The organism is Vibrio chagasii, from assembly GCA_041879415.1.
Lineage (GTDB): Bacteria > Pseudomonadota > Gammaproteobacteria > Enterobacterales > Vibrionaceae > Vibrio.
This window is the reverse complement of sequence record CP090851.1, coordinates 476263-503148: the sequence shown is the minus strand read 5'-3', so window position 1 is coordinate 503148 and position 26886 is coordinate 476263. Positions and strand designations below refer to the sequence as shown.

Genomic DNA, 26886 nt, shown 5'->3' with positions numbered 1-26886 from the left:
CCAAGCGGCTTTTTTTAGATCTTATGACGACCGAGTAATGAGTGTGAAAGCGTGGTGCCATCCACCAGCTCTAGCTCACCACCAACGGGAACACCATGAGCGATTCGGCTTGCGTTCACTTCATGGGCATTACAAAGCTCAGCAATGTAATGCGCTGTCGCTTCCCCTTCAACAGTCGGGTTAGTCGCTAGGATTACTTCAGAGATGTCACCACGACGTAGGCGGTAGTCCAAAACATCGAGACCGATGTCACTTGGACCAATACCATCAAGTGGTGAAAGGTGACCCATAAGCACAAAGTAACGACCAGAGTATTGGCCAGTTGCTTCGATAGCTGCAATATCAGCTGGGCTTTCTACTACACAGATTTGACCATTTTCCTGACGTTTAGGGTTGGTACAAATGTGGCAGGTATCTTCTTCAGTAAAAGTACGGCACTCATTGCAGTGACCGAGTTCAGTCATTGCTTGGCTAAGAGCATCAGCCAACTGAAGGCCGCCTTTTCTATCGCGCTGTAACAAATGAAAGGCCATACGCTGCGCCGACTTGGGGCCAACCCCAGGTAGACAACGTAAGGCCTCCATCAAATGCTCCAGCATATGACTGGTACGCATATTTAACCGTTCTAATTTTCAAATAACGGTCCGCTCAAGTATGGCAAGAACGAACCCTTAGAAATAAGCCGCTTAGAAAGGCATCTTCATGCCTGGTGGAAGTTGCATTCCACCAGTGATGCTAGCCATTTTTTCTTTTTGAGTTTCTTCAACACGACGAGCCGCATCGTTGAAAGCTGCAGCGATAAGATCTTCAAGCATCTCTTTATCGTCTTCCATTAGGCTTTCATCGATATCAACACGGCGAACGCTGTGGCTACCAGTGATTGTTACTTTTACAAGGCCAGCACCAGATTCACCTGTTACTTCCATATTTGCGATTTCTTCTTGAAGCTTTTGCATGCGCTCTTGCATTTGCTGGGCTTGCTTCATCATGTTGCCCATACCGCCTTTACCAAACATGTTAATACTCTCTGGTCTAATTGGTTTATTAAAATTTATTAAGCTATAAGCGCTTAAATGGGGGTTAAAGCAGTGTGATTCAACCCCTCGGTGTTCAGTTCTTCGATCGGCGCATCTAAGATGATACGCCCATCACTAAATCAAAATTAATGCTAGATAGGACGAACACTATCTCTGTCGAGCTCTGCAGCGAAGCGTCTTTCGATAAACTGTACGTTGGCATCGTTTTCCAAACTGGTAAACGCGTCTTTCAATTTACCTTGGTACAGCCTTTCTCGTAATTCTAGTGGTGTTTCACCACCATCGCCGATTTCAACACTCAAGTGACACTCTTCTCCGAGTACCGTATTGAGAGACTGTAACAGTTCGCTCTGCGCTCGGTCCGTATTCAAGTGAGCCTGGCTCGATCTCAAGGTTAACGTTATCGATGTATCATTCTTAGTAAATACAGAGTTCAACGCTAACTGTTCAACAAGCTTAGCTGTCTCTAGCTTTTGAATCGTGGCAGACCATTCATCTTGAGCAATCGACTCATTAAGCAGCTTTTCTACCATTTCTGGTGTTTTGACGTGCTCTAGCGCTCGCTTGATCTGAGTTGGTGTAAGCTCTTTGCTCGCCTCTTTTACAACAGGTTTAGACGGTTTCCAGCGATAAGGTTCATTATCATTGGTAACATTTTCTGTCGGAGAGGTTGGTAAAGAAGCTGGCGACACCCGCTCAGAACTACCGTGCTGCTGAGCAACTCGGTCAAGAACTGAAGTTTTAGCTGGTGCCGCTTTAGCCTTTTTTGGCGCTGAACCTTTGCTGTCCTGTGCTGCGTTACCTCTACGCTGAGAGCGTAATTGGTGGCGCAAACCACTGACAGGTGATGCAGGACGTGCAGGCTGCCCTTCAGGCGCAGACGGTGCAACATTTTGTGGCTGAGCCGGAGCTTGATTCTGATAGCTCGCTTGCTGCTGAGGCTGCGCTTGTTGAGTCATAGGACTCATCGGCTGCTCTGAGCCGTAGCTAGGGCGATCGTCGTAAGCTGGCGGCGCATCATACTGGCTTTGCGGGTAATCCTGTTCTGGATAACCTTGATGACCAGAATGCTCAGGGTAACCTTGCGAATTTGGATACTGAGCCGGACTTTGCTGCGGAGCTTGATGTGCAGGTTGCTGCTGCATAGCTTGAGGAGCCTGCTGCATCTGCGGCTGTCTTGGAGCGGCCGTTGGCGCTGGTTGACTAACCGGCTGAGCTTGACTCTGAACCGGTGCAGCAACAGGGCTTGTCGACTGAGTAGAGATAGCCGTGGCTACATTTTGCTCTGCAGGCCTAAATGCCAACATACGTAAAACCACCATCTCAATACCAACACGGGCGGTTGGTGATAACGGTAAGTCTTCACGACCTTTTAGCACTATCTGGTAATAAAGCTGAATATCTTGTGGGCTTAACGCTTTGCTAAGCAGTTCAAGCTTCTCTGCGTCAGGCTGAGCTTTATCTAAGGTAGACGGCAACGCTTGATACATGGCGAGACGATGAAGTTGAGCAGCAAGTTGATTCAGTAAACCATCCCACTCTACGCCATTCTCAGCAAGGTTTTGGATACAAGCCATCGCCTCTTGAGGCTGCTTACTGCTAATAGCCTCAAGTAGATGGATCGCTTGGTCAGTATCCAATGTGCCAAGCATGTGCGCAACCGTATCAGTCACAACATTGCCGTTGCCTAATGCGATAGCTTGGTCCGTTAAGCTCAAGGCATCACGCATACTACCGTCGGCAGCATGAGCAATCATTCCAAGCGCACGAGGCTCAGAGGTTACCTTCTCTTGTTCAAGAATATGGTCGAGTTGCTCATGGATATTATCAACGCTGATCGGCTTGAGATGGAACTGCAAACAACGTGACAAGATAGTCACTGGCAGTTTTTGCGGATCGGTCGTTGCGAGCAAGAATTTCACATACTCAGGCGGCTCTTCTAACGTCTTTAGAAGCGCGTTGAAACTGTGCCTAGAAAGCATGTGTACTTCATCGATAAGGTAAACCTTAAAGCGACCACGCGCTGGCTTGTACTGAACATTGTCCAGAAGCTCACGGGTATCTTCTACCTTGGTACGTGATGCCGCATCGATCTCTAGTAGGTCAACAAAGCGACCTTCATCGATCTCTTTACAAGTTGCACATTCACCACAAGGGGTTGAAGTAATGCCTGTTTCACAGTTAAGTCCTTTAGCAAACAAGCGGCCGATGGTCGTTTTACCGACACCGCGTGTTCCGCTAAATAGGTACGCGTGATGCAACCTATTTTGGCTAAGGGCATTCTCTAATGCTGTTAAAACATGGGCTTGACCAACCACTTCTTTAAATTTGGTTGGTCGCCATTTTCGCGCTAACGCAAGATAGCTCATGAATAATTCCGAAAAGGATTAGTGGCCGTCGAATTCGCAGATGCTAAACACTTCTAGACCTAAGCCTTCTAAGCGCTTGTCACCACCGATTTCTGGAAGATTAATTACAAATGCAGCGTGCTCTACCACACCACCAAGCTGACGAATCAACTTTGTTGTCGCTTCAATCGTACCGCCAGTTGCTAGTAGGTCATCAACCATCAGCACTTTATCGCCTTCAACGATAGCATCAGTATGAATTTCTAGCGTGTCTGTGCCGTACTCAAGCTCATAAGATTGTGCCACAGTTTCACGAGGCAGTTTGCCCGGCTTACGCACAGGGATGAAGCCAACACCCAGTTCTAATGCTAAAGGCGCACCGAATAGGAAACCACGAGCTTCAGTACCAACGATCTTAGTAAAGCCCATGTCCTTGTATGTTTCCGCTAACAACTCGATAGTCGCTTTGTAAGCTGCTGGGTCTTCCATCAAGCTTGTTACGTCACGGAACAAAATACCCGCTTTAGGGTAATCAGGAATGCTTTTGATGCTTGCTTTGATCAGAGAGATTTTTTCTGTGTTCATAATCTTATGCACTTCATTAGGCCGCTTTCCAAACTCTGGTTAACGAATCAAACATCAACGCTTGAAATTAAGGAAAGGTACGATTGGTATTCATTGCAACGAGAGTCATAACTCTGATTGCTGAAATAATAAACGCCCGCTATACAAGCAGGCACACTGGCTTAATGGTAGTGATTTTCTTTGCTGTCAGCAACCAACTCATGGGTTGGAAGTCGCATAAACCATGTGAGAAGAATAACAAGTACACAAATTAGGAAAACCTTGACCCAAATGAGTGGAGCAAAGTAGATAGATAACGCAAAGCTCAACAAAATAAAGAATACGCCACGCGTTTTAACTTGCTTGGTGACAGCGCCGTGTTGATACCAGTTTTCTAATAGAGGGCCGAGCGTTTTATGCTCATGCATCCATTTGTGAACTTTAGGATTGCTTCGCATGAAACATGCACTAGCAAGAAGAAGGAATGGAGTGGTTGGCAGAACGGGTAATACAATCCCTAGAACTGCAAGAAAGATACAAAGGCCACCAGCAATATTCAGGCTTAAAACTCGAACGCTAATTGTGGCCTCCTTGAGTTAGCTATCACCATTTGGCGACGACAGCTTAACTAAAATGTTGCGTAGCCATTAAATACACGGATCAACGTTAGTGTTGCTGGTAGTAATGGAATCATTAAAAATGCGGCTAGAAAGCCTAAAAAGTAGAATACATTAAACGGGTCTTTAAAGTCTTGATTATCTGCCATGATTGCTTCTTGTTTTTGTTAGTAAAAGTAAGTCCAGTGGCGAACCAAACCCTCTTTGCTAAATCGACATTTAACAAAAAAGGCATAGCCACACCATTTGCGCAACTATACCTTAATCAATTATTCACAAAAACCGAGGAAATATAGGGTTAATCGGTTGTCCCTTGATGTATATCCAAGCTGAAACTTGCCGCTCCAAGTAGGCTCAACGACAGCTGACAGCCCTGCTCTATTGGTAAATCTCTGGTAATAAAGTTCTTTTTACAATTCTCGCCTAAGCGTTCACCTGCTGCAATATGTTGATTCATTTCACCATTTGACCAGCGTCCGTCCAAACCCGCTGGCAAAATTGAAATGGTGCCCTCCGCGAGGTTAGCAACACCAAACAACGCGTTGACAGGTGTTGAACAAGCCGAACAGCGAATCCCTTTCTCCAAAATTTCAGCGATATCTTTGAGGTCAGCACTAAAATCTTTTCGGTTTCTTAAGTAATCGTGGAACAAAGCTCTCACTAACAAGGTAGTCGCAGAGCCGCCATTTTCAGAAGACGCTGAATCGACAAGGTAGAAAGCAAACTGCCCATTCATCGTCCACGCATAATCGAATACAAGTGGCATCATCTCGGTTGATTGCAACAAACGGTAGCTGCAACGCCATGAGCCTTGTCTTGTGTCTTTGTCCGGTAACAACGCGTGCAACAAATCTCGCGCTGCGCTTGGGTTATCCTGCAAGTAATTCAGATGCCAATGTAATTCTTGGTCTTCCGGGATCTCTCCTCCATCATCCACACAAAACCACTGGCTTGAAAAATCTCGTTGATCTGAAAGGTTGTCGAACGAATCTGTTAATGTGTTGGCAATCGCACTGCTTAGATGGCCGTGGTCCTCTAATGGCTTCGCTAAAAAGTCTTTAATACCAAATCGCAGGGCTTTTGCTACATCAGACATGTCATCTGTCGCAGACACCACAATCATAGGCAGTGATGGGTACTCTAAACTGAGCTCTTCTACAAGCTCGATGCCGTCCAGGATCGGCATTGATAAGTCACACACAATTAAATCTGGCGCTGCATCTCTGAGCTTCTGCAAAGCGTCCAGTCCGTTTTCAGCCTCAACCACTTTATAACCAACCTTCTCAAGGTAAGCACCGGTTATACGGCGAAAAATAGGATCATCATCAACCAACATTACGCATTTCTGGTTAATCACTTCCTGTGCCGAGGTCATTACTGGCTGACTGTGAGTTTTGTACATAATTTCTAACCTCACAAAACTAAGTCGAATTATTATTGTTATCTGTTCTAAGAACTAATATAAAACTTAGTAATAAAATGCTAAATACACAAATGTTCACTCTTTACTGGTAATTCGTGACAAGGCTTGGAATACTTGTAAATAGTGCAACAAGTTGACATGACGCAAACATTGATCTCAATGTTACGTATAAATTAGAAGAGATTGTAAACAAATGTGTCTGGATTTATGAAATTAGATGATTTAAACCTCTTTCGACTCGTCGTTGAAAATGGGAGCTACACCGCAACATCGCGCAAGACTATGATTCCGGTTGCGACCATCACACGACGCATCCAAGCTCTAGAAGACTCACTAAACCTGAGGCTTCTCAATAGACACGCGCGTAAACTCTCCTTAACAGAGGCTGGCGAACGTTTCTTCAATGAATGCTCTCCACTGCTGCAACGTCTCTCTTCGACCGCCGAAGAACTGACGGATGTTTGTAAAGGTGCTTCCGGTAAGATCCGCATTACGGCGCCTTCTAACCTGACTAAGCGCATGATGATGCCGATGTTCAGCGACTTCATGACTCAATACCCAGATATCAATATTGAGTTGATGATGAACAACCAAGCTGATCAACTCGACCCTACAGAATGGGACGTGATTTTCAGAGTGGGTCCGCAACGTGACTCAAGCCTCATTGCTCGAAAAATCAGTGAAGTAAAAGATATTCTTATCGCAAGCCCTGAGTACTTAGCGAAGAACCCTGCACCAAGCCATGCTGAAGAACTGGCGAACCATTCATTGCTTAAAGGCTACCCACTGATTAAGTGGCAGCTAAGTAACTCGAATGATGAGACTGTGGTTAACAGTGAAAAAGGCCGCTTCAACGCAAACGCACTTAATGTTGTAAGACAAGCTTGCTCTGAAGGTCTAGGTATCACACTGATGCCAGACGTGATGATTCGCGAATACATTGAAGATGGCAGCTTAGTTCAAGTATTGGAAGACTGGAGCGCTAACCCGCGTGACATCTACATGCTATATAACCACAAAGACCATCTACCTGAGAAAGTTAGATTGTTTATTGATTTTGTGATCGCGTACCACATTCACTAGGTTAATCCCCTACTTCAAAAACAAAAAAACCAGAGCATCGGCTCTGGTTTTTTATATTCTGGTCACTAAAGAAAACTAAGCGCCTTCGTTGTGTAACTCTAGGTTCGCTAAATCTTGTTGGATCTCACGCTGAATCTTAGAGTCATCATTACGTAAAGAGTCTAAGAAATCTAGATATGCTTGGTCGATATCACCCGTTACATACTCGCCATTAAACACAGAAGTATCGAAACGTGCGATGTCTTGGTTACCCATGCCTACCGCTGAAATCAAATCTGGTAGCGTTTGGAAGATCAGAGCGTCTGCACCAATCTGCTTACAAATCGTTTCATTGTCACGACCATGAGCAATTAGCTCTGTCGCGCTCGGCATGTCGATACCGTAAACGTTAGGGAAGCGAACCTCAGGAGCCGCTGACACCATGAACACCTTGTTTGCACCAGAGTCACGAGCCATCTCAATGATCTGCTCTGAAGTCGTACCGCGAACGATAGAGTCATCAACCAGTAGAACGTTCTTGCCTTTAAACTCAGAGCGAATCGCATTAAGTTTACGGCGAACCGACTTCTTACGCTGTTGCTGCCCAGGCATGATAAACGTACGACCAACGTAACGGTTTTTCACGAAACCTTGGCGGTACGGCTTGTCGATAGCTTGAGCGATTCGCAGTGCAATGTCGTTAGACGTTTCTGGAATTGGGATAACCACATCAATATCTAAGTCTGAGTACTCTTCTTTAATACGCTTACCTAGTAATTCACCCATCTCAACACGTGCGCTGTACACTGAGATTTTATCGATGAATGAATCAGGACGTGCAAAGTATACAAACTCAAAGATACATGGGTTGAGCTGTGGGTTGTCTGCACATTGCTTAGTGAAAAGCTCACCGTCGAATGTTACGTAGATAGCTTCACCAGGTGCCACATCACGCATAAAATCGAAACCAACAGCATCCAATGCCACCGATTCAGACGCAACCATGTATTCCGTTTTACCTTCAACTTCACGCTTACCTAGACATAGTGGACGAATACCGTGTGGGTCGCGGAATGCGATCATACCGTGGCCGATGATCATAGCCGTTACTGCGTAAGCACCACGAATTGTGCGATGTACGTTTGATACAGCACGGAAAACATCATCTGAAGTCACGTTACCTTTAACCGTATCGATCTCATGAGCCAATACGTTCAATAGCACTTCTGAATCCGAAGTAGTGTTCACATGACGACGGTCTTTTTCGAATAACTTTTCACGAACTTCATTTGCGTTCGTTAAGTTACCGTTGTGAGCCAACGTGATGCCAAAAGGCGAGTTTACGTAGAAAGGCTGAGCTTCCGACGCGCTTGAGCTACCTGCTGTCGGGTAACGAACATGGCCAATACCAACGTTACCTTGGAGGCGTTGCATGTGTTTTGCTTCAAAAACATCTTTTACTAAACCGTTCGCCTTACGCAGACGGAAACGATTGCTTTCAATGGTACAAATACCAGCGGCATCTTGGCCACGATGCTGCAATACCGTTAAAGCGTCATAAATAGACTGGTTTACAGGTGTTGAACCCACGATTCCAACAATACCACACATGTCCTAATCCTCGATTTTTCGACATTAACTGGCGCTATAGCGCGCCAGATAAGAAACTAGATGTTGCTTGTAAATGCTCGAAGAACGGCGCAATGATTCGACTAAATTCCGGAACCAACTGCGAATTCTTCCACCACTCAGAACTTGGGAATGCAGTAAACGCATCCATGAAAAACAACACTGCAGAAACAATCAAAACACCACGTAAGCCACCAAAGACGACACCGAGGATTCTGTCTGTACCTGACAGGCCTGTTTTCTGAACTAGCTGACCGATGACATAGTTAACTAAAGCACCGACAACTAACGTTGCAACAAACAATGCTGCTATCGCCGTTCCGTTTCGAAACATCTCATCTTCGATATTGGTGAAGTACACCGCTAATTTTGCGTAGTACTGGCTAGCAATAAAAAATGCTCCAAACCAAATAACGAGTGACAACGCTTCTTTAGCGAAACCACGAACTAAACTGATCACGGCAGAGAAGCCGATCACGCCTAAAATGACAAAATCTAACCAATTCATGAATTCTTCATCTTAAGTTGGCGCGCATTTTAACAGAAAAAATGCTGACGCAAACGTTTTCTTATGGATTTAACGGTTTAAATTTGAGCAATTGGCCTTTTGAACCCGTAATTTTTTCTAATTCCTTAATTTGTCGCTCAAGTTTGGATTTAGATACATCTGGGCCGATAATTACTCGCGTAAAAGTTTTTTCTTGCTTGGTGTGAGCCTGGTAACCACGCTTTTGCAAATCCTTAACCACGCTTTTCGCGTTGTCAGCATTCTTCAAAGCCATCAATTGAATGATCCAAGCGCTGTCTTGGTACTCATTTTTTTCAGGTACTGGCTTAACCACAACCGCCACTTTATCCGCTTCTTTTTCAGAAGCCGATGCCGTTTGGGTTTCTGATGATCCACCGCTTTCGACCACTCGCTCTACCGGAGAGTCCGGCAGTGCAATCTGATCTTCAACTGGGTCAAGCACCTCAAACACTTCAACATTGCTATCAAGTTCAGGCTTAATAGGAATGCTCGCAAACTCTTCTTTATAGTGAAGCTTTTTACCATCGAGCACATCTGGCAATACAATCACGCCAATGGCCACTAAAATGATGGTGCCGACTAAGCGGCTCTGAAATTTACTTGCCATCTAGTTTCCTTTTTTCTGCCAATGCTCCAACACTTCCCCTACTGTATGGAAAGAACCGACCACTAACACGACATCATCTTCACCTTTCGCTGATGCTAACGCCGCCTCAAACGCCGCAACCGGGTTTGTATGCTGCTTAACACCGTGAGGAAGGCTTTGACAAAGTTCTGCTGCCGTTGCCGCACGTGGCCCTTGTAGAGAAGCTGGGTACCAGTGTGTTGCAATTGGCGTTAACACTTCTAATGTCGCTAGAATGTCTTTGTCATGAAGCATAGCGACTACAACGTGCAGGTTCTTGCCCGCATATTTTTTAGTAACTTGCTGTGCAAAGTATTCTGCTGAATGTGGGTTATGAGCCACATCAAGCACAATCACAGGCTGGTCGCTAATTTGTTGCATGCGCCCAGGAAGCTGAGCGTTCTTCAAACCATTAACCACGTTCACATCGCTAATATCTAATTCTGATGTGCCCAGTGCCATCAATGCGGTTGCCGCGTTCGGGAGCGGTAATGTTGGGATAGGAAGTGACTCCAATTGGAATGCACCGCTATGCCAGTTCCAGGTATCGCCATCAACGGCATAGGTATATTGAATACCGACCTGATAAAACTCAGCTTTGATATCATCGGCATGCGCAGCAACTGTCGCCGGTGGCTTAGGTTGGCCGCAGATAGCCGGCTTACCGCTACGATAAATACCCGCTTTCTCAAAACCAATCACATTGATGTCATCACCAAGCCAATCTACGTGGTCTACTGCCAAGCTCGTAATCACAGAAACGTCGTGATCAACAATGTTGGTTGCATCTAAGCGGCCACCTAAACCCACTTCTAACAACACAACATCGACCGCTTCCGTTTGAAAAGCACGTAACGCGGCCAAAGTGCCGTATTCGAAGAAACTAAGACTGATTTCACCACGTTCTTTCTCGATAAAATCAAAAGACTGAACCATCTTTTCATCAGATAGATCTTGGCCGTTGATACGAACGCGTTCGTTGTAACGAATTAAGTGAGGAGAGCTGTAGACACCAACAGAGTATCCCGCATCTAATAGAATGGCTTCCATTAGCGCACACGTTGAACCTTTGCCATTGGTTCCGGCAACAGTAATGACGTGTTTAGCAGGTTTGGTAAGATTTGCCTTAGAGGCGACGGCCTGAACTCGGTCTAGCCCAAGATCAATAGCACTGGTGTGGATGTTTGATAAATAATCAAGCCACATCTCCAAAGAGGATGTGGCTTGAGGAATAGGTTGTTGACTCATCTAACTCATAACCATAATAAAGTTGGTTTGTTAGAAGGTACTTTACCCTTTTTCTGGCGCTTCTGGTACTTCATAAGCAGCTTCATTCGGTGAATCGTTCACAGAAACTACTAATGGTGAAGGCTGATTGGTCATTTTTGCAACTAGGCTAGCTACGCGCTGACGCATTTCACGACGGTCAACGATCATGTCGATAGCACCGTGGTCTAGTAAGAACTCACTACGTTGGAAACCTTCAGGTAGGTCTTCACGTACTGTTTGCTCGATTACACGACGACCAGCAAAACCGATAAGTGCTTTTGGCTCACCGATGTTGATATCACCTAGCATTGCCAAACTTGCAGAAACACCACCCATTGTTGGGTCAGTCATTACTGAAATGAACGGCAGACCTTTCGCAGAAAGACGCTCAAGTGCAGCACTGGTTTTTGCCATTTGCATTAGAGACATTAGTGCCTCTTGCATACGCGCACCACCACTTGCAGAGAAACAAACTAAACCACAGTTGTTTTCAATAGCAGCATCTACAGCGCGAACAAAACGAGCACCTACTACAGAGCCCATTGAACCACCCATGAATGAGAATTCAAAAGCACACGCTACGATTGGTAGACCTAGTAGTTCACCTTTCATTGCTACAAGTGCGTCAGTTTCACCACTGTTCTTTTGAGCAGCAGAGATACGCTCTTTATAACGCTTAGAGTCTTTGAACTTCAGTTTGTCTTGCGGCTCAAGATCAGTACCAAGTTCAACACGCTCACCTTTGTCTAGGAATGTTTCTAGGCGGCGACGTGCTTTCATGCGCATGTGATGGTCACATTTTGGACATACTTCTAGGTTACGCTCTAGTTCAGCATGGTAAAGCACCTGCTCACAAGAAGTACATTTAGTCCAAACACCCTCAGGGATAGACGCTTTACGAGATGTTACGATGTTGCTTTTTTCTAAAATCTTTTCAAGCCAACTCATGGAAGACCTTTTGTTTCGATTCTTCCGCTTGATTGCGAAAGAAATAAATTTGGGAATTATGCGAGGAGATTAAAGCACATAAAACAGCAAGTGTAGATAAAAAACTGGTTGTACCTATTTTCTTGAGCTATTTTACGCACGATTTCGCAATATTTTTTGAACCTAAGTCCCACATTTAGTTCAAATTATCTGGAAGAAACAGAGGACCAATTGGCTCTCTTGGAAGACCGAATTCTTCTGGGTAATCTACGTCTACTAAATAGAGACCTTCGGCTTTGGCGGTCGCTCCAGCCAACTTACGGTCTTTCGCTTCAAGTAACCACTTAATCCACTCTGGCTTCTGTTCACCTTTACCGACAGCAATTAGGCTACCCGTAATGTTTCTCACCATGTGGTGTACAAATGCATTCGCTTTAATATCAATGACGATGTAATGGCCATGTCGAGTCACGTTCAAGTGAATCATGTTTCGCCACGGACTATGAGATTGACAGTGCGTTGCTCTGAACGACGTGAAATCATTTTCACCTAGCAGGTACTGACCAGCCTCATGCATCTTTATCTCGTCAAGATGCCCATGATAGTGGCTCACGCCTGAATTCAAGATTCCTGGGCGCAGTGCATGATTGAAAATGATATAGCGGTAGCGACGTGCCGTTGCAGAGAAGCGAGCATGAAAATCTTCGTTCACTTCAGTTGCCCAACGAACAGCGATGTCCTTAGGCATATTGGCATTTGCACCCATTGTCCATGCCACCATTTTGCGGTCGACATTGGTTTCAAAGTGAACGACTTGTCCCGTACCGTGAACACCGGCATCCGTTCGTCCTGCACATTGAACTTCTACTGGGTGATTTGCGACAACCGAAAGAGCCTTTTCCAATTCTTCTTGGACACTTTTCACGTCTCGTTGGCGCTGCCAACCAAAGTAGTGGGTACCGTTATATTCAATACCTAAAGCAATTTTCATGTTCTTGTTCTCTTTGAAAATGGGCGAGAAGTATATACGGAAATGAGTGCTATCCCAAATAGGAAGCAGCTAAATCTATAATATTAGAAGAACGACTCGCCAAAAAATAAAGGGTAGCCAATGCTACCCTTTATATCTCGTCCAGTTTATCGTCCGTTTAACGTATCGATAAGATTCTTGGCTTCTCGGCGAATATCGTCGCTTCCGTCGACAATCGCCTCTTCTAGGAGCTTAATCGCACCTTGAGAGTCACTCATCTCAATGTAGATTTTCGCGAGATCAAGCTTACCAGCGGCTTCAGCGTTACTATCAACATCATAGTTTCCAATATCGCCAATCACGTCAGGGAATTCATTCAGACCAACATCCAGCTTCAATTCTTCTTCGTCTGGGTTAATCGCATCTTCACCCTCTTGCTCAACTTGAGCCATCAATTCATCGATGGTCATGTACTGCTTGTCACGACTGTTCGATGATTCGGTCAAGTTATCCTGTTGCGCCCAATTCTCTTCTTTGATCTTAGGTTCAGCTTGCTGCTCTGCAGACGCCCAGATCTCTTGTTGATCATCAGGGACATCATCTTGCATGCTCGATTGCTGTTCTGGCGCAAGATTAAAACCTTTCCAATCTTCACCGCCCACTTCAAGCATTGCGTCAATGTCTAACCCAGCACTATCAATAGATGTCGCATCTAATGGCTTCTCGAACATGTTGTCGACTGTGTCTTGAACATCTTCTGAAAGCAATTCAGCCAAATTAGTTTCATCAAAGTTATCGAAGCCCTCTAACGGCTCGTCTTCAACTTCACTGACCTCAGCACTAGACACTGAAGGTGCACTTGTTGGTTGGTTCGCTTCTGGGAATCCGGCTAAATCCGCTTCATTGACATCCGAGAAGTCATCCGCACCAGCAAAACTTTGTGGGTTCGAGAACAGGTCATGCAGTGCATCTTGCTCTTCTCCCTGCGGGCTAAAGGCAGTTAATGGCGTCGGCTTTTCTGCAAATGCATCAGAGATCGCTTCATCTTCACCGTATTCAGGTAAATCGAACTCGTCAAACTGTACGCCTTGCTCCTCTGCAACAGGCTCTGCACTGCTCTGCTCAATATCATCTAAAACAGAGTCCGCTTTAGCACTTTCTTCATCGTATTCTGGAAGGTCAAGATCATCGAACTCAAACTTCTCACTGCCATCCGATAAATCTTGCTCTAGCTGAGCTTCATCAGGTTCACTCACAGCCTCAGCAAGTGCGTCTTCTTCACCAAACTCTGGTAGCTCAAAGTCGTCAAACGAGAACTCATCGTCACTCTGTTGCTCTGTAGCTTCTGCTTGTGGCGTTATTTCAGGTTGAGGCTCAACTAGCGGTTGAGTGCTAACTTTTGTTTCAGTTTCAGCTAACGCATCTTCTTCATTAAACTCTGGAAGCTCGAAGTCATCAAACGAGAATTCGTCTTCGCTCTGTTGCTCTGCCGCTTCTGGCTGTGATGCTGTTTCAGATTGAGGCTCTGCTTGAGGTGCAATGGCAGTTTCAGCCTCAGCTTCCGCCAATGCATCTTCTTCATTAAACTCTGGAAGCTCGAAGTCATCAAACGAGAACTCACCTTCGCTCTGTTGTTCTTCAGCTTCTGGCTGTAGTGCTGTTTCAGGTTGAGACTCAGCTTGCGGTTCAATGGCAGTTTCAGCCTCGGCTTCCGCCAATGCATCTTCTTCATTAAATTCTGGAAGCTCGAAATCATCAAACGAGAATTCATCTTCGCTCTGTTGCTCTGCCGCTTCTGGCTGTAGTGCCGTTTCAGGTAGAGACTCTGGCGTTGGTTCTTCAGCAGTTTCAGCAACTACTTCAGTGGTGTCTTCGTCAATCAGCCAATCGTCATCTTGTGGCACACCGAATTCATTTGGAATGATCTCTGGCATGTTCGCAGCACGAACTGGCTCTGGCTCTGGCTCTGGCTCTGGCTCTGGCTCTGGCTCTGGCTCTGGCTCTGGCTCTGGCTCTGGCTCTGGCAAGGATTCAACAGCACTATCGAACTCTTCGCTACCTTGAATCTTAGGTTCAAAGTCAAAATCAGAGTCAACGTTCGATGGAGATTCTACATCGTTGATCGCTTCAGCTAGCCAGTCTTCAACGGTATCTTCATCATCGTCAGAAATGTCACCTAATGAAGCTGGAGACGCAGCCTCGTTATCAAATCTTGGCGCGCTTTCTTCTGAACTGCCTAGTTCCGGTGAAGGTTCAAGTTCAGGTTGCTCCTGCTCAAACTCCTCAACATTATTATTTTCAGAGAGTAACGAATCGATATCTAACTCATCGCTTTCTATCTCTGGTTTTGTATCTTCGACCACTGGTTCAATCACGTCAGATTGAGCGGGGTGCTCAGAAACTTCTTCAACGTGTGCGCCCAATTCTGGCGTCATCAACTCATCGATAAGCGCTTCATCAGTGGTGTCCAACGGGTCATTGAGTAGCGCATCTGTAGCAGGTGCAACACCAAACATATCATCGATAAAGTCATCACGATTAAATGCAGCTTCATCATTCTTGAGCTCTGGCTCTGTAGTATTTTCTGGCGCTTCTGTGCTTACTAGCTCGTCGTTAACTTCGATGTCGTCGACTTGTAGTGCTGGCTCTGCAACTACCGGCTCATCAAGTTCAGCTTCAGTAGGTTCAGGTACAGCAGAAGGCTCAGAAAGTAACGACTCGATATCAGCCTCTGCAAGGCTACTTACATCATCATTTGGTGTGTCGAAGTCGAATGCAGCTTCAAGCTCTTTATCAAAGGCTTGCTCTTCAGACTCAATCTCGTCTTCAATACCGCTCGTCAGTAGCTCATCGAATGGATCCAGAGATTCAGTCGCTGACTGATCGTCTTCATCCGCCGACAGCTCGTTTCCTAGCAGCTCATCCAAGGTTTCATCACTGTCTAGAGTAAGCTCAGTATCATTGATATCGTCGTCAAGGAACTCATCTAAAAGGTCGGTGCTCTCAGCATCAATCTCAAAGTCATCGTCCGAGTCGCTAAGCAGCTCATCTAGCGTCTCTGTGCTGTCTTCAGAAATGTTCAGTTCATCATCGGTTGATAAGCCTGACAGCTCTTCCAATTCAGACAGAGCGTCAAAACCTAGAGGTTCACCTTCAGAATCCTCATCAGAGTTATTTTCCAACATCTCATCAAGTAGGTCTGTCGAGTTACTTAAATCGACATCATCACCGGCTAATTGCTCGTCAAGCAGGTCAACACTCTGCTGCTCTTCTTCGCTTTCCAGAGGTTGGTCAAACTGAGCCAAAATGTTTTCGATATCGTCATCAGAAGCCAAACTACTATTTAGGTCTTTGGCACTCTCATCGTCGCTATCTAGATTGAAAGGATCGTTCTGTTCATTCTGAGCTGCCACTTGCGCGAAAATGTCATCAATATCGTCTTCAACACTTGTTGGCTCTGGCTGAGAAGTTTGCTGTTCAGAAATAAGTGCATCGATATCAAAATCATCGCTTGCAGTCGTGTCTGCACTCGGTTTCGAATCACTTTGTTCTTCTGAGATCAGAGCATCAATATCGAAGCTGTCATCATCCTCATCATCCAATGCAAACAGGTCATCGAGCATAGACTGATCCAGTTCGTTGGAACCTAGGTCCTCTGTCTGCGACTCTTGAGATAGAAGTGCTTCAATATCATCAGCAGACATTGAGTTGTCGTCCGACAAGTCAAAGTCACCATCATCAGAATCAAGCGCGCTTTCTGCCGTCTTATCAAGCGCACGTTCCATCTCTTCTAGACCAAGCGCTTTCTCTTCGCCATTAACACTGATGCCGTTGCTGCTGTCTAAATCTAGATCATCGAAGTTAGTGTCTAAATCGCCGTTCTCACCGATGCTGGCAAACGGATCATCGTCTTCACCATCAAGGTTGAAATCAAGGTCCGACTCATCTAGGCCTGCAAACACATCGTCTTCGTCAGCCAGTGCTTGGTCATCAAATAGCTTGTTCGCATCATCTTCTGTACCAAACAGCTCATCATCGAGAGACAACTCATTGTCTAGGTCGTCGATCTCATCAGCCAGCATCATTGGGGCAGCGCTGCTTGGCTCAGGCTGAATAGGCTGGTCTTGTGTTGGTTGCTGTTGCTCTTCATTTTTAGAGCGGCGACCCAACAAGATCACAATGATAAGACCAAGTAGAAGACCAGGAATAATCGCAAGTGCAGCGACTAGCCAGCCATTCGACAACAGCTGGTCCATTGCACTTGGTGCCATTTTTTCAATTTCAGCGTTCTTTCTGCGCTCTTCAGCAAGTAACTTTTCAACTTCACTGCGAATACGGTCTTCGTCGCTCAGCTCTGTCTTAAGCACATCCACTTCAGACTGAACATCCGACAACATCAATCGAAGTTGATGGTTCTTCTCCTCAAGAGATAGAAGCTCGCTTTCAGATAGCTCTAGCTGCTTCTCCAGTTTGTTCATCTCTTTAACAGAAGAAGATGGCGCACCTGAAACCAATTTTTTCGCGGTTTCTACGGCCGGATCTGGCTTGGCAGGCACCGAATTTTTCGATCCCACATTCGATTGGTTTGAAGCCTGAGCGGCTTTTGGCTTGGCTGCTGGTTCATCAAGCTTCGCCAAATGCGAGTTCATGATGTTAATAGCTTGCTGCGTTGAGCTCGCACGAGCTTGCTCTAAAGAAGGGACACGTAAATGGCTAGCAGGCAATAAGCTATGGATATTCTGGTTTTCAAATGCTTGTGGGTTCAGTCGGTAAATTGCCAACAAGGTTTGTTGGACGGAAACAGAGTTATCTGGGCGCAGTTTTGAGGCAATAGACCACAGCGTTTCATTTCCACGCGTTGGACCGTAGAAACGAGAAGGCTCTGCGCTATTCGATTGAGCTCTTTGAAGAGGTTCTGAAAAAGTAGGCGCTGATTGTATCTGACCATTAGGCCCTACAACTCGAATGGAATCTGCACGAACAACGGAAATCTGAGTCGCAATGATAACGGCAAAAGGTATTAACCACTGCTTGAAAATTTGAAACATAAAAGGCTCAGCTAGGTGCTTAAATTCGGATAATGTGATGATCTATTAAATATATCGGATAAATGACGTAAAACTATAGAGATGAAAACAAAAAATGTGTTGCAGCGACAATATTCGCAGCAATTTCACACAATTTGACTAACAATATTTTTAATCGATTAAAAAAGCCCCACTAAAGAGTGAGGCTTGTTTATCAAAGCGGTGAGGCTTAGAAGTAATCGCGAATCAGAACTTCAGCGATTTGAACTGCGTTTGTCGCTGCGCCTTTACGAACGTTGTCAGCAACCACCCACATATTAACGCCACTGTGGTGACTGATATCACCGCGGATACGACCAACCATTACATGATCTTTACCGCCCGCATCACGAACCTGAGTTGGGAACTCCGCACCGTGGAATACTTCTACACCTTCTGTGTTCTCTAGTAATTGAACAACATGCTCAGCACCGATTGGAGAGCGTGTTTCAATGTGTAGAGATTCAGCGTGACCGTAGAATACTGGTACACGAACACATGTTGGGTTCACAGTGATTGAAGAGTCGTTAAAGATTTTTTGTGTTTCCCAAACCATCTTCATCTCTTCGCGCGTGTAACCGTTTTCCGTAAACTCATCAATTTGAGGGATACAGTTGAATGCGATCTGCTGTGGGAATGCTGAGTTTTCAGCTGGCATACCATTCAGAAGCTTAGCGGTTTGACCAGCAAGCTCATCGATACCTGTTTTGCCTGCACCAGACACCGATTGGTAAGTCGACACGTTGATACGCTCTAGGCCAACTTCATCGTGAATTGGCTTAAGCGCAACCAGCATTTGAATCGTTGAACAATTTGGGTTCGCAATGATGTTGCGGTTGCGGAACTCAGCAATTGCTTCTGGGTTCACTTCCGGCACAACCAGTGGAACATCGTATTCGTAGCGGAACTTAGATGTGTTATCGATAACAACAACACCTTCATCCGCAGCAACTGGTGCCCATTGTTCAGAAAGGTCGCCACCAGCAGAGAAAAATGCGATATGAACTTGAGACCAATCGAAGTCTGCTACGTTCTGCACTTGTATCGTCTTACCATTAAAGCGGTAAGTTTTACCTTCACTACGTTCACTTGCTAGTAAGTGCAGTTCTCCGATAGGGAATTTACGCTCTTTAAGTACTTCAAGAATGGTTTCACCAACCGCACCAGTCGCACCTAAAATAGCAATATTAAATTCTTGGCTCATTGTTTCTCTCTTTTATAAAGTTGGCTTTACCATAAAACCGAGTTTAGCTAACGGCGCTAGATTACAAGAATCATCACCTGTTAACTCGACTGCACTGTACTCTCTGCGGTCCCAATATTCTTTACGCATCTTGTCAAAAGAACCTGGCGTAGCGATATTGCGACGGAATAAGGCATCGTCTTTGCGCACATCATAGATCAACTGAGTCAAATTGTGCAGTGTTGCTTCGTCCCAAGCTCTATCTAATTTCATTTGAGGTACAGGCGCTGTTGGCAATAGATCGCTCGCGTAAGCGCGTTTTTCACTACCCAAGAACTCACAATAGCTGTTAAAGATCATCGTAGTACCGCGTGCTTTGCCCTCTAGACCGTAGCCCGCTACGTGAGGTGTTGCGAAAGCAAGTAAAGGTAGCAGTTCCATGTCCACTTCAGGTTCAAACTCAAATACATCAAGGACAGCCGTGAAGCCATCAGCTTTTTGCAGACGAGCTTTGAGTGCTTGGTTATCAACCACAGGGCCGCGAGCCGCATTAATTAGGATCTGGTCAGCACGTAAATTATTAAGCACTTGTTCGTTGATCAAATGATGAGTTGGGAACTCACCCGTTCTCGTGATCGGGGTATGCAGGGTGATCACGTCTGATTGCTCAAGCAGAGTTTCTAATTCAGTGAATTCACGGGGGTCACCTTCTTGCTGTTTCAGAGGGTCGTTCAGCATAACCTTAATACCAATACCTTCAAGGCATTTTGCTAAGTAGCTACCCACTTGGCCACAGCCAATAATACCGACAGTTTTATCAAACACAGAGAAGCCTTGTTGCTGCGCAAGAACCATCATCGCACTGAACGCATATTCAGCCACACCCACTTTGTTACAGCCCGGTGCCGCAGTAAAGAAAATGCCACGCTCTTTCATCAATTCTTGGTCGACGTGATCCATACCCGCCGTTGCAGTGCCGACAAACTTCAGTTTATTGGCTTTGCTAATTAATTCTTCGTTCACCTTAGTGACAGAACGAATCATCAGTGCGTCTACGTCAACCAGATCGTCCGCAGTTAATGTGCGACCAGACTTCATTGTCACTTCACCCAGCTGGCTAAAAAGCGCTTCAGCATAAGGCATGTTTTCGTCGATTAAGATTTTCATTTGGCGAGTACTTTTGTTGGGGTCTATCGACCTAAATGTGAATTGAAATGATTGTGCAAAATTCCACACACGGTGTCGAGTAACAAATGGAATACATTATGAATAAAGGCTTGTTCAGATAAGGATTGATTGCCCTACTCAGCTTTACTACTCAAGCCTAAAACGAAAAATGCCCGATTGAATTAACAATCGGGCAAACATCCAGAACAAAAGGATCCTATCTCGCTCTCCAGGAGACAGAGTCTGCGTCTGTTCGACCAGTACTGACCAAAGCCACTACTGATCAAGCTCTGGAAACCTTTCCATTTCTAAACCTGTGTTCAGAAAGCTTTGTTCTGTGGGTCATGGTTAATGGGTTTCCTGTGCGTGTTGAAACTGCACTCGCGTCACCCGTTAACAATTAACCTGTGTCTATCTAACTCAAGCCTAATTAAGCTTGGTATTTTTTGATTACTAGCGTTGCGTTCGTACCGCCGAAACCAAAGCTGTTAGACATAACTGTTGTTAGCTCTTGTTCGCGAGCTTCAGTTACGATGTCTAGGCCAGCAGCTGCTTCGTCTAGGTTAGAAACGTTAATGCTTGGAGCGATGAAGCCGTTATCTAGCATTAGCGTTGAGTAAATAGCTTCGTGTACGCCAGCTGCACCTAGAGCGTGACCTGTCATCGCTTTAGTTGCTGAGATTGCTGGGCTATTGCCACCAAATACTTCTTGGATAGCACCTAGCTCTTTCACGTCACCAACTGGAGTTGAAGTACCGTGAGTGTTCACGTAGTCAACGCCATCAACGTTTTGCATTGCCATCTTCATACAACGAACCGCGCCTTCACCAGAAGGAGCAACCATGTCGTAACCATCTGAAGTTGCGCCGTAGCCTACGATCTCACCGTAGATTTTCGCGCCACGAGCTTTAGCGTGCTCTAGTTCTTCGATAACTAGCATGCCGCCACCACCAGAGATAACGAAACCGTCACGGTCTGCATCGTAAGTACGAGAAGCTAGCTCAGGTGTATCGTTGTACTTAGTAGAAAGTGCGCCCATTGCATCGAACATCATAGTCAGAGACCAATCTAGCTCTTCACCGCCACCAGCGAATACTACGTCTTGCTTACCTAGTTGGATAAGCTCCATTGCGTGACCAATACAGTGTGCAGATGTTGCACATGCAGAACTCATAGAGTAGTTCACACCACGGATTTTGAAAGGAGTTGCTAGACAAGCAGAAACCGTTGAAGCCATTGTACGTGGAACCATGTATGGACCAACACGCTTAACGCCTTTCTCACGGATGATGTCTACTGCGTTTACTTGGTTAAGAGAAGAAGCACCACCTGAACCCGCAACGATACCCGTGCGGTCATTAGATACTTGCTCTTCTGTTAGACCAGCGTCCGCAATTGCTTGCTCCATTGAAAGATAAGCGAATGCCGCTGCATCACCCATAAAGCGCATCTTTTTGCGGTCAATATGGTCAGCAGGGTTCATTTTTAGGTTACCCCAAACTTGAGAGCGTAAGCCGTTTTCCTTGAACTGCTCTGAAGCGGTAATACCAGATTTACCCTCTTTCAGTGATGCTAAAACTTCTTCGACGTTGTTACCGATACTTGAAACAATACCCATACCGGTGATTACGACTCGTTTCATGTGACATTCCTATAATTCTAAATTCAGCTAGATGATAACTAAGAAGCCTAACAAAAGTGGTCAGCTTTCCTAGAAATTCGTACAATCCCTACCAACATATCGCTTCAAATCACAAAATGATAGATTTTATGACTTCAATTACTAATGCTGAGCTGGAATGGAACGAGTCTGGCACGCCAGTTTCAGACCAATTTGACGATGTTTATTTCTCCAACGTGAATGGTTTGGAAGAGACTCGTTACGTTTTTTTAAAGCAAAACCACCTTCCAGAGCGTTGGCTTGAACATGATCAGCGCCGTTTTGTGATCGCTGAAACTGGCTTTGGTACAGGCCTCAACTTTCTTGCGGTTTGGCAATGGTTCGATGCTTTCCTTAAAGATAACCCTCAAGCTATTACCAAAGAGTTACATTTCATCAGTTTTGAGAAATATCCTTTAAACAAAGAGGATCTCATCAAAGCGCACCAAGCGTGGCCAGAATTAGCCGAGTATGCGACGCAACTCCAAGAACACTACCCTATCGCCCTGCCTGAATGTCACCGCATTGTATTGGGCGATGGTGCGATCACATTGGATTTATGGTTCGGCGACATTAAAGACTGTATGCCAAGCGTGCCTACACCAAAGCAAGGTTTGGTAGATGCATGGTTCCTAGATGGATTCGCCCCAAGCAAAAACCCAGAGATGTGGAACCAAAACCTATTCAATGGCATGGCAAAGCTGGCCAAGCAAGATTGTAGCTGTGCGACTTTTACCGCGGCTGGTTTCGTGCGTCGTGGTTTGATTGAAGCTAGCTTTGAAATGAAGAAGGTCAAAGGCTTTGGTACTAAACGTGAAATGATTGCAGGCCGACTTGGCGAAAAACATGCTCATACCAATATCAAGCCTTGGTATGGCTTATCAGAGCACAGTAACTCACAAGATATCGCGATCATTGGTGGTGGTGTTGCCAGTGTTGCGTTGGCTAAAACACTGAGTCGCCGTGGTAAGAACATCACGCTTTACTGTGAACACCAGCAAGCTGCGGGTAACGCCTCTGGTAATAACCAAGGTGCGATTTACCCGCTGTTGAGTGAAGCGACCTCAAACGTTTCGCGTATATTCGGCCCTGGATTGTTGTTTGCGCGTCAGTTCATCAATCAAGCCGCAACATCGATTGAATTCGATCATAACTGGTGTGGTGTGAACATTTTGATGTGGGATGAAGGTTCCACTAAGAAGCTCAATCGCATGTTGGAAGGTAATTTCCACACCGATTTGATTCAGCGTTTATCGCCAGAGCAAGCAAACGAAAAGATCGGTTTACCAGTTGATAAAGAGAGCGTCTACTTTCCTCTAGGTGGATGGTTAAGCCCACTTCAGCTTACTCAAGGCCTTATTGGTCAATTGGAACAAACCAATAAAGTAAGTACACACTATCAACATCAAGTGACTCAGCTAGAGTGGCTAGAGACAGACCAGCAATGGCTACTAACGATTGAGACACCACAAGGTCAGATTCAAACTAAGCATGACCAAGTGGTGGTTGCGAACGGCCACAAGTTCACTCAGTTTGAGCAGACTCAACCTGTACCCCTGACTCCAGTTAAAGGTCAAGTTAGCCACATTCCGACCACGGAAAACCTCAGCAAACTTAAAACCGTGTTGTGCTTTGATGGTTACTTAACACCACAAAACCCAAACAATGGACACCATTGCATTGGCGCGAACTACGACAAAACCAACATCGACCAAGAGTTTGATGCTGAAGTTCAACAGCACAATGGCGAGCGCCTTCATGGGTCACTGCCAGATCAAGCGTGGACAAAAGAAGTCGATACCAGTGGCAACCTAGCACGCCAAGGTATCCGTAGTGTAAGCCGCGATCATCTTCCGTTTGTCGGTAACGTTGGTAACTTTGAAGCCATTAAAGAGCAGTACCAAAATCTGCATAACTTTAACCCACAGCGTGACTCGGTTGACGATGTTGAAACCGTCACTAGCTTCCCTAACCTATTCTGCTTTATCGGTTTAGGCTCTCGCGGGTTAAGCTCTGCTCCCCTACTCGCAGAGGTTTTAGCATCACAAATTTGTGGCGATCCACTTCCTCTTCCTGCTGATGTACTGGAAGCCATTCACCCAAGCAGAATGTGGGTACGCAGACTACGTAAGGGTAAGGCGTTAACAGCGGGATGGGTCGCAGATAAACAAGCGAAAGCCAATCAATAGCTGACGGACTACTCGCTCGTTAATTCAGAGTATTTGTAATGAAAAAGCCCGAGTGACGTTATGTCTCTCGGGCTTTTTGTATCTGATGACTTAAACTTTCAAACGACTTTACTGGGTTTAAGCACTAATAAGAGTTAAAGCTTAGCGACGGCTTCTTTAATCTGCTGTGCGATCTCTTCGTTGCTGATAGCGCCAGATTCAAAGTCGAAGTTATCGTAGAAGCTTGGTACTGAAACCGATGCTTTAACGTTACCGCCAAAGTACGGTGCAGAACCTGTTGCCGCGCCAAGTACTGTTTGCGCACCACCAGGACCAGGAGACGTCGCTAGGTATACCGCAGGCTTCTCACCAAACACTGAACGCTCAATACGTGTCGCCCAGTCAAATAGGTTTTTGTACGCTGCTGGATAGTGGCCATTGTGCTCTGCGAAAGAAATAACAAATGCGTCCGCTTCTGCTAAGTCACGCAAAAATGCTTGTGCACCTTCAGCTTGGCCAATCTCTTTTTCAGTGTCTTCACTGAACATAGGAACGTTGTAATCATTGATGTCGAGAACTTTTACGTCAGCACCTTCAATCAAGTTAGCTGCGTAAGTTGCTAGTGTTTTGTTGATAGAGGTAGAGCTTGTGCTTGCGCCGAATGCGATAACTTTCATGATGTAACCCTTTCTGTAATCTCGTTAAGTAGGATTAGAATAACGTAGTCAGAAAATGGAACCATCACAAGGATTGAACAGACTCATTCAAAAATTTCGAATGAGTCTCAAACTTCACTGCTCAGCAAAATGGAAAGGAAGGGACCGAGCAGATAATGATAAATAACCCGCGATTAAGCTTGGTTTTGCAGCTCAACCCAAAGGTCATTCACAATAGTGCGATCGGCTGGTGTGAGTTCAGAGCGAGCATCATCTAGGCTTTTCTCAATGCGCGCTTTCACTTCTGCTAAATCTTCAATGCCTTCTTCTTCACATGAAGCCACTGAAAGAGAAATATGACCACGTAAGTAACCACCCGCAAACAGTTCGTCGTCTGATGCGTTTTCAATGCGAGCATCAATTACTTCAAGTAGTTTTTCTTCAAATTCGATAATCATAATATTCTCTTATTTCACAATAAACTGGCTAGCACACAGAGGTTCTACATCGTAGAAGTCGCGCAACGCTTCGGAAAGCATTTTGACTCTTGGTGGAAGACCAACTTCTAGGATACCCATCACTTCTTTGTGTACTTTATACATAAAGGCCAAACGATCTGGCTCAAAATCGCCGTGTAGATTGTCACAGCTAACATTAAAAGGAAAGCCTGCACTGGTCGCAATGATCCATTCATACGCTTGCGGGCGGATTTCTACCTTTTCAAACTCAGCTTGAACCGCTTCTGTTCGGCCATCTGGCTCATACCAATAACCAAAATCTTCCAGTAGACGACGCTCAGGGCCCGCTACACACCAGTGCGCGATCTCGTGCAGTGCTGAAGCATAAAACCCACGAGCAAACACGATACGATGGTGAGGAACCTGCTCATCGGCTGGCAGATAAATAGGCTCATCTTCACCCAATTCGAGTTTAGTATTGAAGCTCTCGAAAAAGGTTTGGTTGAAGATATTGATGATGTCTGGATATTGGTGCGTCATAGAATCAAATTAAAGTAAAAAGAACAGGCGCATTTTGCGTTTTTTTACGCGCTCGGTAAAGCCCTATTAGGGGTAATGACATTAGCAATATCGTTGTCCTATCGGTGGACAATCGATTGCAGCATCCAGATTACACCACTTTTAGGTGAATGATTAGTTTAGCTAATCTGAAATGCTTATTCACGGTACAAATATTCATTCGTCAATTGCCAATTTTACTACTACACTCGCGCTTCATTTTTATATCTCCAAGGCCTATAAGACTCCAATTTATAGACCTAAATAATAGAGCTACAGCAATGCTACTAAGTGTTTTGTATATCATTGGCATCACGGCAGAAGCCATGACCGGCGCTCTCAGTGCTGGTAAACAAAAAATGGATTGGTTTGGTGTAATGTTGGTTGCCAGCGCAACGGCTATTGGCGGTGGTACAGTGCGAGACATCTTGCTTGGTCACTACCCGTTAGGTTGGGTTGAGAACCCTGAATTTCTTGCGATTACTTGTGTGGCAGGCGTTGTCACAACAGGCCTAGCTAAGTGGGTTATTAAACTTAAAGGCTTGTTCATTCGTCTAGATGCACTAGGTCTGATTGTATTCAGTATCATTGGTACTAAAGTGGCGATGAACATGGGCCTTCATCCAATGATCTGCATGGTATCAGCACTGGTTACTGGCGTATTTGGTGGTTTGCTGCGTGATCTTATCTGTCGTCAAACACCTCTGGTGCTGCATGAAGAGCTTTACGCCTCTATCGCACTGATTGCTTCAGGCTTATACCTAGGCTTACTCGAGTTTGGTATTAACGATGTCACTGCAACGATTGTAACGCTTGTGGTCGGCTACTTGCTGCGCATGGCAGCGGTGAGATTCAAGTGGCGCTTGCCTTCATTCCAGCTTGATCCTGAAAGCTCTGTGCATTAATAGCGAATACCACTAGAAAACAAAAAGGGTTGCTCCAATAGGAAGCAACCCTTTCTTTCATTCAC

At 45.4% G+C, this 26886-nt stretch carries 23 protein-coding genes; 3 read left to right on the top strand and 20 right to left on the bottom strand.

Annotation, left to right across the window (positions count from 1 at the left end; translation table 11 throughout):
- Positions 1 to 14: 14 nt before the first annotated feature.
- The 7 genes from recR to L0991_02280 form a co-directional block, all read right to left on the bottom strand.
- Positions 15 to 614: a recombination mediator RecR gene (recR, locus tag L0991_02310; protein XGB62916.1), complete on the bottom strand. Its 600-nt coding sequence runs from the start codon at positions 612 to 614 to the stop codon at positions 15 to 17.
- Between the two features lie 72 nt (positions 615 to 686).
- Positions 687 to 1016 carry a YbaB/EbfC family nucleoid-associated protein gene (locus tag L0991_02305; GenBank protein XGB62915.1) on the bottom strand — a complete coding sequence of 110 codons (330 nt, stop codon included), beginning with the start codon at positions 1014 to 1016 and terminating at the stop codon, positions 687 to 689.
- Positions 1017 to 1168: 152 nt separating this feature from the next.
- On the bottom strand, positions 1169 to 3406 hold the full coding sequence (gene dnaX, locus L0991_02300; protein XGB62914.1) for a DNA polymerase III subunit gamma/tau: 2238 nt from the start codon (positions 3404 to 3406) through the stop codon (positions 1169 to 1171).
- An 18-nt stretch (positions 3407 to 3424) separates the two neighbouring features.
- Positions 3425 to 3970 carry an adenine phosphoribosyltransferase gene (gene apt, locus L0991_02295; protein ID XGB62913.1) on the bottom strand — a complete coding sequence of 182 codons (546 nt, stop codon included), beginning with the start codon at positions 3968 to 3970 and terminating at the stop codon, positions 3425 to 3427.
- A gap of 161 nt (positions 3971 to 4131) precedes the next feature.
- Positions 4132 to 4503 (bottom strand): YbaN family protein, encoded by a 372-nt coding sequence (locus L0991_02290; GenBank protein ID XGB63835.1) that lies wholly within the window; start codon positions 4501 to 4503, stop codon positions 4132 to 4134.
- A gap of 74 nt (positions 4504 to 4577) precedes the next feature.
- A complete protein-coding gene (locus L0991_02285; protein XGB62912.1) occupies positions 4578 to 4715 on the bottom strand; it encodes a hypothetical protein in 138 nt (45 codons plus the stop codon).
- 149 nt (positions 4716 to 4864) lie between these two features.
- Positions 4865 to 5968, bottom strand: coding sequence for a response regulator (locus L0991_02280; protein XGB62911.1), 1104 nt, complete (start codon positions 5966 to 5968; stop codon positions 4865 to 4867).
- A 228-nt stretch (positions 5969 to 6196) separates the two neighbouring features.
- Here L0991_02280 and L0991_02275 point away from each other — a divergent pair, with 228 nt between their 5' ends.
- A complete protein-coding gene (locus L0991_02275) occupies positions 6197 to 7072 on the top strand; it encodes a LysR family transcriptional regulator (GenBank protein XGB62910.1) in 876 nt (291 codons plus the stop codon).
- Between the two features lie 75 nt (positions 7073 to 7147).
- Here the strand turns inward: L0991_02275 and purF are convergent, their stop codons facing one another.
- From purF to fabB, 10 genes are all read right to left on the bottom strand, one after another.
- Positions 7148 to 8662 (bottom strand): amidophosphoribosyltransferase, encoded by a 1515-nt coding sequence (gene purF / locus L0991_02270; GenBank protein ID XGB62909.1) that lies wholly within the window; start codon positions 8660 to 8662, stop codon positions 7148 to 7150.
- A 34-nt stretch (positions 8663 to 8696) separates the two neighbouring features.
- A complete protein-coding gene (locus tag L0991_02265) occupies positions 8697 to 9188 on the bottom strand; it encodes a CvpA family protein (protein ID XGB62908.1) in 492 nt (163 codons plus the stop codon).
- A 61-nt stretch (positions 9189 to 9249) separates the two neighbouring features.
- Positions 9250 to 9816, bottom strand: a complete 567-nt coding sequence (locus tag L0991_02260; protein XGB62907.1) for an SPOR domain-containing protein — start codon at positions 9814 to 9816, stop codon at positions 9250 to 9252.
- On the bottom strand, positions 9817 to 11082 hold the full coding sequence (folC, locus tag L0991_02255) for a bifunctional tetrahydrofolate synthase/dihydrofolate synthase (protein XGB62906.1): 1266 nt from the start codon (positions 11080 to 11082) through the stop codon (positions 9817 to 9819).
- 42 nt (positions 11083 to 11124) lie between these two features.
- A complete protein-coding gene (gene accD, locus L0991_02250) occupies positions 11125 to 12051 on the bottom strand; it encodes an acetyl-CoA carboxylase, carboxyltransferase subunit beta (GenBank protein XGB62905.1) in 927 nt (308 codons plus the stop codon).
- A 175-nt stretch (positions 12052 to 12226) separates the two neighbouring features.
- Positions 12227 to 13021, bottom strand: a complete 795-nt coding sequence (gene truA / locus L0991_02245; GenBank protein XGB62904.1) for a tRNA pseudouridine(38-40) synthase TruA — start codon at positions 13019 to 13021, stop codon at positions 12227 to 12229.
- A gap of 146 nt (positions 13022 to 13167) precedes the next feature.
- Positions 13168 to 18048, bottom strand: a complete 4881-nt coding sequence (locus tag L0991_02240) for an ATPase (protein XGB62903.1) — start codon at positions 18046 to 18048, stop codon at positions 13168 to 13170.
- 208 nt (positions 18049 to 18256) lie between these two features.
- Positions 18257 to 19270 (bottom strand): aspartate-semialdehyde dehydrogenase, encoded by a 1014-nt coding sequence (locus tag L0991_02235; GenBank protein XGB62902.1) that lies wholly within the window; start codon positions 19268 to 19270, stop codon positions 18257 to 18259.
- 12 nt (positions 19271 to 19282) lie between these two features.
- Positions 19283 to 20416 (bottom strand): 4-phosphoerythronate dehydrogenase, encoded by a 1134-nt coding sequence (locus L0991_02230; protein ID XGB62901.1) that lies wholly within the window; start codon positions 20414 to 20416, stop codon positions 19283 to 19285.
- Between the two features lie 430 nt (positions 20417 to 20846).
- On the bottom strand, positions 20847 to 22058 hold the full coding sequence (gene fabB / locus L0991_02225) for a beta-ketoacyl-ACP synthase I (protein XGB62900.1): 1212 nt from the start codon (positions 22056 to 22058) through the stop codon (positions 20847 to 20849).
- A 56-nt stretch (positions 22059 to 22114) separates the two neighbouring features.
- On the opposite strand from fabB, the gene mnmC reads away from it, so the two are divergent.
- Positions 22115 to 24265, top strand: a complete 2151-nt coding sequence (gene mnmC / locus L0991_02220; GenBank protein ID XGB62899.1) for a bifunctional tRNA (5-methylaminomethyl-2-thiouridine)(34)-methyltransferase MnmD/FAD-dependent 5-carboxymethylaminomethyl-2-thiouridine(34) oxidoreductase MnmC — start codon at positions 22115 to 22117, stop codon at positions 24263 to 24265.
- Between the two features lie 134 nt (positions 24266 to 24399).
- Here mnmC and L0991_02215 read toward each other — a convergent pair whose 3' ends face one another.
- From L0991_02215 to L0991_02205, 3 genes are all read right to left on the bottom strand, one after another.
- Entirely contained in the window at positions 24400 to 24921 is a 522-nt protein-coding gene (locus L0991_02215) for an NAD(P)H-dependent oxidoreductase (GenBank protein XGB62898.1), read from the bottom strand.
- A 173-nt stretch (positions 24922 to 25094) separates the two neighbouring features.
- Positions 25095 to 25358 carry a YfcL family protein gene (locus L0991_02210; GenBank protein XGB62897.1) on the bottom strand — a complete coding sequence of 88 codons (264 nt, stop codon included), beginning with the start codon at positions 25356 to 25358 and terminating at the stop codon, positions 25095 to 25097.
- A gap of 9 nt (positions 25359 to 25367) precedes the next feature.
- A complete protein-coding gene (locus L0991_02205) occupies positions 25368 to 25898 on the bottom strand; it encodes an elongation factor P hydroxylase (protein ID XGB62896.1) in 531 nt (176 codons plus the stop codon).
- A 299-nt stretch (positions 25899 to 26197) separates the two neighbouring features.
- Between L0991_02205 and L0991_02200 the strand changes: the two genes are divergently transcribed.
- Positions 26198 to 26821 carry a trimeric intracellular cation channel family protein gene (locus L0991_02200; protein XGB62895.1) on the top strand — a complete coding sequence of 208 codons (624 nt, stop codon included), beginning with the start codon at positions 26198 to 26200 and terminating at the stop codon, positions 26819 to 26821.
- The last annotated feature ends 65 nt before the right edge of the window (positions 26822 to 26886 follow it).

Excerpts from the sequence above, each read along its gene's own strand:
- recR (XGB62916.1), bottom strand. The coding sequence starts at position 614 with ATGCGTACCAGTCATATGCTGGAGCATTTGATGGAGGCCTTACGTTGT.
- L0991_02305 (XGB62915.1), bottom strand. The coding sequence starts at position 1,016 with ATGTTTGGTAAAGGCGGTATGGGCAACATGATGAAGCAAGCCCAGCAA.
- dnaX (XGB62914.1), bottom strand. The coding sequence starts at position 3,406 with ATGAGCTATCTTGCGTTAGCGCGAAAATGGCGACCAACCAAATTTAAA.
- apt (XGB62913.1), bottom strand. The coding sequence starts at position 3,970 with ATGAACACAGAAAAAATCTCTCTGATCAAAGCAAGCATCAAAAGCATT.
- L0991_02285 (XGB62912.1), bottom strand. The coding sequence starts at position 4,715 with ATGGCAGATAATCAAGACTTTAAAGACCCGTTTAATGTATTCTACTTT.
- L0991_02280 (XGB62911.1), bottom strand. The coding sequence starts at position 5,968 with ATGTACAAAACTCACAGTCAGCCAGTAATGACCTCGGCACAGGAAGTG.
- L0991_02275 (XGB62910.1), top strand. The coding sequence starts at position 6,197 with ATGAAATTAGATGATTTAAACCTCTTTCGACTCGTCGTTGAAAATGGG.
- purF (XGB62909.1), bottom strand. The coding sequence starts at position 8,662 with ATGTGTGGTATTGTTGGAATCGTGGGTTCAACACCTGTAAACCAGTCT.
- L0991_02265 (XGB62908.1), bottom strand. The coding sequence starts at position 9,188 with ATGAATTGGTTAGATTTTGTCATTTTAGGCGTGATCGGCTTCTCTGCC.
- L0991_02260 (XGB62907.1), bottom strand. The coding sequence starts at position 9,816 with ATGGCAAGTAAATTTCAGAGCCGCTTAGTCGGCACCATCATTTTAGTG.
- folC (XGB62906.1), bottom strand. The coding sequence starts at position 11,082 with ATGAGTCAACAACCTATTCCTCAAGCCACATCCTCTTTGGAGATGTGG.
- accD (XGB62905.1), bottom strand. The coding sequence starts at position 12,051 with ATGAGTTGGCTTGAAAAGATTTTAGAAAAAAGCAACATCGTAACATCT.
- truA (XGB62904.1), bottom strand. The coding sequence starts at position 13,021 with ATGAAAATTGCTTTAGGTATTGAATATAACGGTACCCACTACTTTGGT.
- L0991_02240 (XGB62903.1), bottom strand. The coding sequence starts at position 18,048 with ATGTTTCAAATTTTCAAGCAGTGGTTAATACCTTTTGCCGTTATCATT.
- L0991_02235 (XGB62902.1), bottom strand. The coding sequence starts at position 19,270 with ATGAGCCAAGAATTTAATATTGCTATTTTAGGTGCGACTGGTGCGGTT.
- L0991_02230 (XGB62901.1), bottom strand. The coding sequence starts at position 20,416 with ATGAAAATCTTAATCGACGAAAACATGCCTTATGCTGAAGCGCTTTTT.
- fabB (XGB62900.1), bottom strand. The coding sequence starts at position 22,058 with ATGAAACGAGTCGTAATCACCGGTATGGGTATTGTTTCAAGTATCGGT.
- L0991_02215 (XGB62898.1), bottom strand. The coding sequence starts at position 24,921 with ATGAAAGTTATCGCATTCGGCGCAAGCACAAGCTCTACCTCTATCAAC.
- L0991_02210 (XGB62897.1), bottom strand. The coding sequence starts at position 25,358 with ATGATTATCGAATTTGAAGAAAAACTACTTGAAGTAATTGATGCTCGC.
- L0991_02205 (XGB62896.1), bottom strand. The coding sequence starts at position 25,898 with ATGACGCACCAATATCCAGACATCATCAATATCTTCAACCAAACCTTT.
- L0991_02200 (XGB62895.1), top strand. The coding sequence starts at position 26,198 with ATGCTACTAAGTGTTTTGTATATCATTGGCATCACGGCAGAAGCCATG.